The sequence below is a fragment of the Porticoccus sp. genome (assembly GCF_041592135.1).
Lineage (GTDB): Bacteria > Pseudomonadota > Gammaproteobacteria > Pseudomonadales > Porticoccaceae > Porticoccus.
In genome coordinates, this window is record NZ_JBFHQR010000191.1 from 1 (window position 1) to 3,031 (window position 3,031).

Below are 3,031 nucleotides of genomic sequence, written 5' to 3' on the forward strand. Positions count from 1 at the left end.
AACACTTTGGCAACAAAAACGCCCTCAGGTTTCAATACCTGGCAGGCCATTTCCATAGCCAGTTCCACCAAATACATGGCACGTGGCTGGTCAACGGCCTTCATACCACTCATATTGGGGGCCATATCCGATATTACAAGGTCTGCCTGGTCATCGCCCAACAATTGCAGGATTTCCTCGAGCACCGCGTCCTCGGTAAAATCCCCCAACACGAAATCCACCCCGGCAATACTGTCCATGGGCAGGATATCCGAGGCGATGACGCGGCCGTTATCGCCCACCAGCTTGGCGGCCACCTGGGACCAGCCTCCCGGCGCGGCGCCCAGGTCGACCACGGTCATGCCCGGCTTGAACAAGCGGTCCCGGTCGTGCAGCTCCAGCAATTTGTAACTGGCGCGCGAGCGGTAGCCCTCCTTCAGGGAGCGCTTAACGTAATGATCATTTCGGTGTTCCTGCAGCCAGCGTTGGCTGCTTTTTGAGCGTCCCATATCAACCTGATAGCAGTTCGGCTAGAATACTCGCCGTTTAAAAGGACAGCTATTCTATGACACTTTCCAACGAGGACAAAAAGCATCTGCGCCGTTTGGGTCACAATCTCAATCCGGTGGTGACTGTCGCGGGCAACGGCCTGAGCGAATCGGTGCTGGCGGAGATCGACCGGGCGCTGCATGACCACGAGCTGATCAAGGTCAAACTGGCGGTGGGCAACAAGGAAGCCAAGCAACAGGTGATCACGGAAATCGTGGAAAAAATGTCTGCCGAAGTGGTGCAAACCATCGGTCACATCGTGTTGCTGCTGCGGCGCGCCGAGAAACCCAATCCCCTGCTTTCCAACTTACTGCGCTGACCGCATCGCGGTTGGCACCATTAGACCAGCTGGTTTTTCTGCAACGCGGTATAGACTTTCTGACTGCTGCGCCCCAGCCTGCTCAGATCCCCGAAGCTGGGCACATGGCCTCCGTCGAGACGCGACTGCCAGTGCTCGAGTTCAGCCTCAAGGTAGTTCAGCAGCTTTTTCGGACAGCCGATACAACGGCCGCCACATATCCGGGCGGCGGGCATATCGAACGGAATGGCCCTTTTGACCTCCTGGATCAGCCCCCGCATGGCTGCGCTGACATCGGGTTTCATCGATCACTCTCTAGCGGTTCGGCCCCAGTCTAACCCCGGACCCACCGCAATACAGCTGTATTGAGGGGGTAGCCTCGGCCCCCCAAAGCGGTATGCCCCCGCGCTGAAACTGGTGATATCCCCGTGGCGGCAACCTGCCGGCAAAACAAAAAAAGAGGCCTGCCGGCCTCTTTTTTATCGTGCTTGCGGAAACACTCAGATGTGTTTCACATCGTCAATTTCATATTCCACATCACCGGCCGGTGTTTTCACCACCACAATATCGCCCACTTCCTTGCCGATCAGGGCACGGGCAATCGGCGACTGATAGGAGATCTTGTTCTGTTTCACATCGGACTCGTCATCGCCGACGATGCGGTAGGTGACGGTGGCATCGGTGTCCAGATTGATGATGTCCACGGTGCTGCCGAAGATCACTTTGTCGCCCTGGGGAATCTGGGTGATGTCGATAATCTGGGCATTGCCCAGTTTGCCTTCGATTTCCTGGATGCGGCCCTCGGCAAAACCCTGCTGCTCGCGGGCGGCATGATATTCGGCATTTTCTTTCAGATCACCATGGGCCCGGGCCTCGGCGATGGCCGCCACGATACGGGGGCGCTCGACCTTCTTGAGATTGTCCAGCTCCTTGCGCAATCTCTCGGCACCTTCAACGGTCATGGGAATTTTTTTCATCAGAGATTCCTCTCATGGAGTTCTTGCAGGCGGCGAACCTTGATTTCCCCGACCTGTTCCAGGGCCATACAGACGGCCTCGCCACCGGCGAGGGTGGTGGTGTAATACACCCCGTGCTGTTCGGCGCTGGAGCGAATGGTGGAGGAATCGGCGATCGCCTGGCGCCCCTCGGTGGTGTTCACGATCAGGTCAATCTGGTCATTCTTGATCATGTCGACAATGTGCGGGCGGCCCTGCTTCACCTTGAACACCCGCTCCACCGGCAAGCCGGCATCCTCGATCACCTGGGCGGTGCCAGCGGTGGCCACCAGCTTGAAGCCACTGTTGATCAGGCTGCGGGCCACGCTGGCGATGCCGGCCTTGTCGGGCTCGCGCACACTGAGGAACGCCGTGCCGGACAGCGGGATCGGATCACTGGCGCCCAATTCGGCTTTGGCATAGGCCTCGGCAAAGGTGTCGCCGACCCCCATCACCTCACCGGTGGATTTCATTTCCGGCCCGAGAATCGGGTCGATGCCGGGGAACTTGTTGAACGGCAACACCGCTTCCTTGACGCTGAAGAAGCGCGGAATAATTTCACGGGTGAATTGCTGCGCTTCCAGGGTGGTGCCGACCATACAGCGGGCGGCAATCTTGGCCAGCGAGGTGCCAATACACTTGGACACGAAAGGAACCGTGCGGGAAGCCCTTGGGTTGACCTCGATCACGTAGATCTTCTCGTCCTGCCAGGCCAGCTGCACGTTCATCAGGCCCTTCACCTTCAGCTCCACGGCCATGGCCTTGACCACGCTGCGCATCTCGTCCTGCACCGCTTCCGGCAGGCTGTAGGGCGGCAGCGCGCAGGCGGAGTCACCGGAGTGGATCCCGGCCTGCTCGATGTGCTGCATGATGGCGCCGATCACCACGTGCTCGCCGTCGGACACCGCGTCGATATCCACCTCGATGGCCGAGGACAGGAAGTAGTCCAGCAGCACCGGGGCATCTTCCGATACCTGCACCGCCTCGCGCATGTAGCGCTGCAGTTCTTCTTCGCGGTAGACAATCTCCATGGCCCGGCCGCCCAGCACGTAGGAGGGGCGCACCACCAGCGGGTAGCCGATACCAGCGGCCGCAGCCACGGCTTCTTCGGCGGAACGGACAATGGCATTCGGCGGTTGCAGCAACTTCAGCTTGTGAATCATCTGCTGGAAGCGCTCGCGGTCTTCCGCCATATCGATGGCGTCCGGGG

5 protein-coding genes are annotated in these 3,031 nt (G+C 59.4%); 1 reads left to right on the forward strand and 4 read right to left on the reverse strand.

The window, feature by feature from the left end; translation table 11 throughout:
• Positions 1 to 488, reverse strand: a 488-nt coding sequence (locus ABY948_RS11865) for an RlmE family RNA methyltransferase (protein WP_461482745.1), incomplete at its 3' end; no start/stop codon positions are given.
• Between the two features lie 56 nt (positions 489 to 544).
• On the opposite strand from ABY948_RS11865, the gene yhbY reads away from it, so the two are divergent.
• Positions 545 to 847: a ribosome assembly RNA-binding protein YhbY gene (gene yhbY / locus ABY948_RS11870; protein ID WP_461482746.1), complete on the forward strand. Its 303-nt coding sequence runs from the start codon at positions 545 to 547 to the stop codon at positions 845 to 847.
• Between the two features lie 20 nt (positions 848 to 867).
• Here the strand turns inward: yhbY and ABY948_RS11875 are convergent, their stop codons facing one another.
• The 3 genes from ABY948_RS11875 to ABY948_RS11885 all read right to left on the reverse strand — a co-directional run.
• The gene (locus ABY948_RS11875; protein ID WP_461482747.1) at positions 868 to 1,131 is read right to left on the reverse strand and encodes a hypothetical protein; all 264 of its coding nucleotides are present in this window, start codon (positions 1,129 to 1,131) and stop codon (positions 868 to 870) included.
• A gap of 195 nt (positions 1,132 to 1,326) precedes the next feature.
• Positions 1,327 to 1,803, reverse strand: a complete 477-nt coding sequence (greA, locus tag ABY948_RS11880; protein ID WP_461482748.1) for a transcription elongation factor GreA — start codon at positions 1,801 to 1,803, stop codon at positions 1,327 to 1,329.
• On the reverse strand, positions 1,803 to 3,031 hold a 1,229-nt coding region (locus tag ABY948_RS11885), incomplete at its 5' end, for an ATP-binding protein (RefSeq protein WP_461482749.1). The genes ABY948_RS11885 and greA, both read right to left, overlap by 1 nt.